At 70.2% G+C, this 7,241-nt stretch carries 5 protein-coding genes; all 5 read left to right on the forward strand.

Translation table 11 applies throughout. The features are described 5' to 3' along the window. The first annotated feature begins 21 nt into the window (after positions 1-21). Positions 22-1,380: a hypothetical protein gene (locus AB0L64_RS16365; RefSeq protein WP_363710927.1), complete on the forward strand. Its 1,359-nt coding sequence runs from the start codon at positions 22-24 to the stop codon at positions 1,378-1,380. Between the two features lie 70 nt (positions 1,381-1,450). After that, the gene (locus tag AB0L64_RS16370; protein WP_363710928.1) at positions 1,451-2,932 is read left to right on the forward strand and encodes an amino acid permease; all 1,482 of its coding nucleotides are present in this window, start codon (positions 1,451-1,453) and stop codon (positions 2,930-2,932) included. 53 nt (positions 2,933-2,985) lie between these two features. Further along, the gene (locus AB0L64_RS16375) at positions 2,986-4,284 is read left to right on the forward strand and encodes a hypothetical protein (RefSeq protein WP_363710929.1); all 1,299 of its coding nucleotides are present in this window, start codon (positions 2,986-2,988) and stop codon (positions 4,282-4,284) included. A 761-nt stretch (positions 4,285-5,045) separates the two neighbouring features. Continuing rightward, on the forward strand, positions 5,046-6,536 hold the full coding sequence (locus AB0L64_RS16380; protein ID WP_363710930.1) for a DUF222 domain-containing protein: 1,491 nt from the start codon (positions 5,046-5,048) through the stop codon (positions 6,534-6,536). 474 nt (positions 6,537-7,010) lie between these two features. After that, the coding region (locus AB0L64_RS16385) for a hypothetical protein (RefSeq protein ID WP_363710931.1) at positions 7,011-7,241 on the forward strand (231 nt) is incomplete at its 3' end.

Below are 7,241 nucleotides of genomic sequence, written 5' to 3' on the forward strand. Positions count from 1 at the left end.
ACTCGGAGGGAACGACCCGAAGTGAGTGCGACGACGCCCAAGTCCGGTCCGCCAGGACCCCGCCGCTGGCTGGGTCTGCTGGTGGCGGTTGCCCTGGTGTCGGGCGGCGTCGTGTACACCGTTGAAGAGCGCGAGCAGGACGCCCGCGAGCGGGTGGCCGCCACCCGCACCGCGACCCCGGCCCCGCCGCCGGCGACGGGCACCAAGCCGTCCCGGATCGCCGCCGCCGTCGCCGCCCGCCGGGTCGCCGTCGACACCGTGCTGCTGCGCCGCGCGCAGGCCGTGCAGACCGGCAACGAGGCGTTGTTCCTGGCCGACGTCGACCCGGCGAACAAGAAGCTCCGCGCCGAGCAGAAGATCCTGTTCGCGAACCTGGTCGAGATGGGCTTCACCGAGATCGGCTACAGCCAGGCCGAGGAGCGGTTCAACCCGGCGGTGCTGAAGGCCCACGGCAGCACGACGTACCTGGTCCGGGTGCTGATGCGGTACCAGATCCAGAAGGTCGACTTCACGCCGGTGACGACCGAGCTCGGCTACACCTTCGTCGCCCGCGGCGGCCGCTGGCTGATCACCGCCGACGACGAGCTGGACTCCGACCTCGGGCCGGGCGCGCACCGGGAGGCCTGGGACCTCGGCCGGATCGAGGTGCAGCGCGGGCCGCGCGTCCTGGTCGTCGTCGAGAAGGGCGACACGGCGCGCGGCCGGGCGATCGTCGCCGAGGCGACCGAGGGCCTCGGCGAGGTCGCGGCGTACTGGCCGCTGCGGTGGAGCGGGTCGGTGTTCGTGATCGCGCTCGACGAGACCGAGGTCCGCGACGCGAGGTTCGCCGACGAGGACATCGAGTCCGCGGCCAGCACCGGGACGACGTTCTCCTCACTGCCCGGTCAGGAGACCGCCGACGGTACGGTCGCCGGCGGGTACATCGTGGTCAACCCGAACGAGCGCGACCGGGTCGACGAGATCCTGCTGTCGCACGAGATCACCCACGTCGCGACCGCGGACCTCGGCGGGTACGAACCGCTGTGGCTGGCCGAAGGCGCCGCGGAGTACGTGTCCTGGAGCGGTATCGAGGCGGTCAGCGGAGCCGGCGAGGTCGGCAAGTGGGAGCAGGAGGTCGTCGACGAGGCGGTGCCGCAGCTGAGCTCGCTGCCCAGCGACGCCGGCTTCTACCAGAACTCCGCCGACGTGTACGGCGTGAGCTGGCTGGCGGTCCGCTACCTGGTCCGGCGGATCGGGCTCGGCAAGGTCGAGGAACTGTACGAGGACATGGCCCGCAACGGAACCGACCAGGCCGCCCGCGACCGCATCCTGCTGAGCCGTACGGGGCTCACCGAGGCGACGTTGTGGACGTCGCTGACAACATACGAGCCGCAACGCTGAGTGGCGGTTTGACCTCACCCGGTCAGAGGTACAGGCTCGAAGGGTTCCGTCCACCTCGAGGAGGCGCCAGATGAGTCTTGTGCGGAAGAAGACGATCGAGCAGTCGATCGCCGACACCGACGAACCGGAGTATCAGCTCAAGAAACGCCTCACCGCGGTCGACCTGACCGTCTTCGGTATCGGTGTCATCATCGGTGCCGGCATCTTCACGCTGACCGGCCGCGCGGCCAAGCTGTACGCCGGACCGGGCATCGCACTGTCCTTCGTGCTGGCCGCCGTCTGCTGCGCACTCGCCGCGTTGTGCTACGCCGAGTTCTCGTCGACCGTCCCGGTGTCGGGGTCGGCGTACACGTTCTCGTACTTCTCCCTCGGTGAGATCTTCGCCTGGATCATCGGCTGGGACCTGCTGCTCGAGTTGATGCTCGGGGCAAGCGTCGTGGCGCAGGGCTGGTCGACGTACGCCGCCTTGTTCCTGGAGCAGATCGGACTGGGCTGGCCGTCGTCGATCGGGCCGGACAGCAACGTCAACGTGCTCGCGATGCTGCTGGTCCTGGTGCTGGCGACACTCGCGACGATCGGTATCAAGGAGTCGCTGCGGGTGAACCTGGTGCTCGTCGCGATCAAGCTGTTCGTGGTGCTGTTCGTGATCGTCGCCGGCCTGTTCTACATCAAGGGCTCGAACCTGTCGCCCTTCATCCCGCCGAGCGTGCCGGCCGAGAACGGCGACGTCACGATCACGACGCCGCTGTTCCAGGCCCTGTTCGGCTTCACACCGTCGACGTTCGGCGTGATGGGCCTGGTATCGGGCGCGTCGCTGGTGTTCTTCGCGTTCATCGGGTTCGACGTGGTCGCGACCACCGCCGAGGAGGCGAAGAACCCGCAGCGCGACCTGCCCCGCGGCATCATCGGGTCGCTGGCCATCTGCACGGTGCTGTACGTGCTGGTCTGCATCGTCATCACCGGCATGGTGAACTACACCGACATCAGCGGTGAGGCCGCGCTGGCCGAGGCGTTCCGGTCCGTCGGCCGGGGCGGTTTCGCGACACTGATCTCGGCCGGTGCGGTGGCCGGTCTGACCACCGTCGTGCTGACCTTGATGATCGGCGCCGCGCGGGTCGTGTTCGCGATGAGCCGCGACCACCTGATGCCCCGGCAGCTCGGCAAGACGCATGCCAAGTGGGGCACGCCGTACCGCCTGACGATCGGCATCGGCGTGGTCGTCGCGATCGTCGCCGGCCTGACCCCGATCGGCAAGCTCGAGGAGATGGTGAACATCGGCACGCTGGCCGCGTTCACCCTGGTGTCGATCGCGGTGCCGCTGCTGCGCAAGAGCCGCCCCGACATCGAGCGCTCGTTCCGGGTGCCGGGCAACCCGGTGATCCCGATCCTCGCGGCGCTGATCTGCTTCTACCTGATGCTGAACCTGTCGCTGGAGACCTGGCTGCGGTTCGCGATCTGGATGGTGCTCGGCTTCGTGGTCTACGCCCTCTACGGCTACCGCAAGAGCCGGGTCGGGCTGGAGCAGCGCACCGGCGAGGTGCAGAAAGCCTGAACCCAGCCCTCGGACAGTCGGCTAGGATCAGCCGACTGTCCGAGGGGGCACCGATGAAACACCCGAAACGCCTGTTCGCGGGCGTTGCCGCGCTGGCGCTGACCGCGTCCGGCGCGGTCGTTGCCGTCCGGGCGCTGGACGGCGGCGTACCGGCCACCGCGGTCTTGGCGAAGACCGGCACCGCGAGCAAGACGCCGGGGGAGCTGAGCGCGGCCGAGCAGGCGGCGCGGAAGAAGGCCGTCGACGCCGTTCTGGCCCGGCGGGCCGCCGCCGTGCGGAAGGGCGACCTGAAGGGTTTCCTGGCCCCGGTGGACCCCAAGCAGGCTGAGCTCGTAGCCCGTCAGCGGCTGCTGTTCACGAACCTGCGGAAGTTCGGGTTCGCGACGCTGCAGTACTTCACCGCGGACGCGTTCCAGGACTCGCCGGCGCTGGTCGAGAAGTTCGGGATGACGGCGTTCTCGACGCGGGTGATGATGCGGTACCAGATCGGCGGGCTGGACCCGCGGCCGGTGCAGACCGACCTCGGGTACACGTTCGTGCCGCGCGGCGGGACCTGGGTGCTGGTCGACGACACCGGGTTCGACGAGACCCTGACCGAGGCCGGGCACCGGCAGCCGTGGGACTTCGAGGAGGTCCAGCTCGTCCGCCGGGGCAAGGTCGTCGTGGTCGTCGACAAGCGCGAGGCGGCGCTCGGCAAGAAGGTCGCATCGGCCGCGGATCAGGCCGTGAAATCGGTCCGCAGGCACTGGAAGCGACCGTGGAACGGCGCCGTGCTGGTCGTCGCGATGCCGCAGGTTCGGGTGATGTCGACGCTCTGGACGGCCGGCAGCGGTGACGGCTGGACGATCGCCGCGAAGGCCGTCACGCTGTTCGAGGGCGAGCAGATGGGCAAGCCCGTCGGGCGGCCGATCGGCAGCCGGATCGTGGTGAACCCGGCGCTGCGCAAGCGGCTCGACAAGGACCTGCTGGTGCACGAGATGACGCACGTGGCGACGGCGACGCTCGGGATGAACACACCGATCTGGGCGGTCGAGGGCCTGGCGGAGTACGTCCGCTGCCGCTCGATCGAGGACGACCCGCACTGGTCCGTCGACCCGTACCGCAAACGCGTCCGCACGGCGTACCTGCCGAAGCTCAAGTCCCTCCCCAGCACCGCGACCTTCGACGGCGACGCAGACCTGGCCTACGGCACCAGCTGGTGGATCGTCGAATACCTCGCCGACAAACTCGGCGAAAAGAAGCTGGCCACCCTGTACGCCGACCTCTCCACCCAGGGCGAGTCAGCCCTCCAGAAGGACACCGGCCTGACCCCCACCCAACTAGCGACCGCAGCCAAGAAGTTCAAAGGCTGACCCGCCGCGGTACGCCGACGCCATCGGCCCCAGCGCCACCATCCCGTACAACCGCAGCAAACACCACGACCTCACCCGGCCACGACCCCGTGGGGCTGCAGGCGTTGATGCCTCGGCGGGCCAGGTAGGTGCTTGGCGCGTGAGGAGTACGCCTTGTCTGCCAGCACCCGCTCGGGTAGGGCCGTGGCACGGCCCGACCCGGGCCGCGACACGGATTCGTTGCAGGACGGGGATGGGCTGCGACGAGTCGCCGGCGCCAGCACCTCCCGGTCGCGTTCGCAGGCCGAGTGGACCTTGATGACCAGCTTCCGCGCGATCGCCCCAGCGCGTGGTCGTCGGGCTCCGTCAGGTACGCGGTGGGTGCTGTCGCGGCGGGCACCTGCAACATGCGCATGGGCGCCGAGCAACTGCCAGCACGCGAACAAGGCATAGACCCCGCCACCACGGACCGTACCGATCAGACAGCCAGCCCGGACTCGCACACCGTCGACCAGCGCAGCAACGGCCACCGTCGTGGCCGGCCCGCCGCGTGGCCCCACCGATCGACAGCAAGAGTCCCAGAATCGCGCACTGCGCGTCGGTCAGATCATGACGAGACGCCGATCGCGCGCACAACCACACCAGTCACTTTCGTAACAGCCAGGCCGAGCGGATGCAGTCGTATAGCGAGTGGTGTTTGCTGGTGTGGGCCCACGAATAGCCCACAAAATAAGGGGATTCCGGGTCGAGAACTGTCGGTGGCGCCGTCTAAGGTCGGTGGTATGGAACTTCTAGGCGAGCGACCGGCGTGGTCGATGAGTGGCGGCGAACTGCTGTCCACTCTCGACACGCTGGAAGCCGAGCTCGCCCGCCTGGAGGCCTACCGGCTGAGCGTGATCGCCGCGATCGAGTCCACCGGGTACGCGCAGGAGCTCGGCGCCCGCGACTCCGCCGAGCTGCTGCGTTTCCGGTACCGCCTGGACCCACCGGCCGCCCGCCGCACCCTCCGCCTCGCCCAGACCGCCCCGCACTACCCGGCCGTGGCGACCGCCCTGGAACGCACCGCCTCCTCCGCACCCACCGACGCCCCCGGCGACAACGCACTCGACGACAACAGGTCCGGCGACGGCGGGTCCGGGGACGGTGCTGGTGGTGGCTGGTTGCTGCGTCCGGCGCAGGCGGCCGCGATCGTGTCCCCGCTGGAGCGGGTGCGGTCGCGGGTGCCGGTGGAGCATCTGGACGCGGCCGCGGAGCAGTTGGTCGGGCTGGCCGGTCACCTGTCGCCGGGCGAGCTGCGTACTGCCGCGAAGGAGATCGCCGACCTGCTGGACTCCGACGGCCCCGAGCCCGAGGAGCTGAAGGCGTATGAACGGGAGTCCCTGACGCTGTCGGCTGCCGACAACGGGGTGAAGTTCAAGGGGTTCTTGGCCAATGAGAACGCCGAACTCCTGCGGGCGGTTGTGCATGCCGGTGCCCGCCCGCACAAGACCGTCGACGGTGAACACGACCCGCGGCCGCGTGACAAGCGCCAGGCCGACGCGCTGTCGGATGCCTTGAGCATCGCCGCCGCCGTCTGGGACACCACCGGCCCCACCGGCCCCGCCGCGGGTAGTGCGGGCACAGCCGCCGCGGGCACGGGTGGTCGGGTGGCCGGGTACGGCGCGAAGGCGACCATCACGGTCACGATCGACCTCGAAGACCTCAAAGCCGCGACCGCGGACGCGATCGGGCGCACCGTCTACAGCGGCGGGCTGTCCGCGGCCACGATCCGGCGCCTGGCCTGCGACGCGAACATCATCCCGCTGGTGCTCGGCTCGAACTCCGAACCGCTGGACGTCGGGCGCCGCGAACGCCTGATCACTAAGGCGATGCGTCGCGCGCTGGACGCCCGTGACCGCGGCTGCGTGGTGTGTGGGGCGCCGCCGGTCATGTGCGACGCCCATCACTTGATCTCGTGGATCGACGGCGGCGACACCAAAGTCTCGAACCTGGCTCTGCTGTGCCGCCGTCACCACGTCGACCTGCACAGGGGCCGCTGGCACATCACCATCCTCGACGGCGTCGTCCACGTCGCCCGCCCCAGCTGGGCCGAACCCGGAGCCGCCCTCACCACAGCCCGACGCGCCGCACCGCCACACGCCCAGCCACCCGGACGTGCGGCGCCGCCGGACGCCGAGCCACCCGACCGCGAGGCGCCCATCGACGGTCGCTCGCGATGGCGGGCCGACCAGGCTGCTCTCGAACAAGCGGCCGCCTTCGCAGCCGTGGGCTGACACCGGTCGACGCCGGACAACACAACAACCTCCTACCCGCGGCATGCAGGCAGGAGGCTGCTGTGCTGCAGCGATCAGGAGAGAGCCGACTCCTTGCAACGCCCCCGGCAGCACGCAGCCCGTCCTATGGCCCAACCAATCCGACGCCGCCACACCCGAGGTGCCCGCCGCACCCGAGGTGCCCGTGCCGGGCGGTCCTGCCGTGCCTGGGGTGCCTGCCGTACTCGAGGTGCTTGCCGCACTCGAGGTGCCCGTGTCGGGCGTCCTGCCGTGCCGGGGTGGCGCCCAACGTACCTGCCGGGTCTGACGTGCCCGAGGTGCCCGACGTGCGTGCCGTGCCTGTCGTGCCTGTCGTGCGGTGCGCGGCGTTCCCGCCGCGCCTGCGGTGCCGGGCGTGCCTGCGGTGCCCGGTGTAGCCGGCGTGCCCGTCGTTCCTGCCGTCCAAGCGGTACCGGCGTACCTGCGGTGCCCAACGTGCCTGCGGTGCACTGCCGTACCCGGGTTGCCCTGCCGTACCCGGGGGTGCCCTGCCGTACGAGGGGTGCCCTGCCGGGCGTTGCTGCCGTGCCGGGTGCGCCCGCCGTGCCCGCCGTGCTCGCCGTACCCGAGGTGCTCGCCGTACCCGAGGTGCTCGCCGTACCCGAGGTGCTCGCCGTACCCGAGGTGCTCGCCGTACCCGAGGTGCTCGCCGTACCCGAGGTGCTG

The organism is Kribbella sp. NPDC051936, assembly GCF_040680955.1.
GTDB lineage: Bacteria > Actinomycetota > Actinomycetes > Propionibacteriales > Kribbellaceae > Kribbella.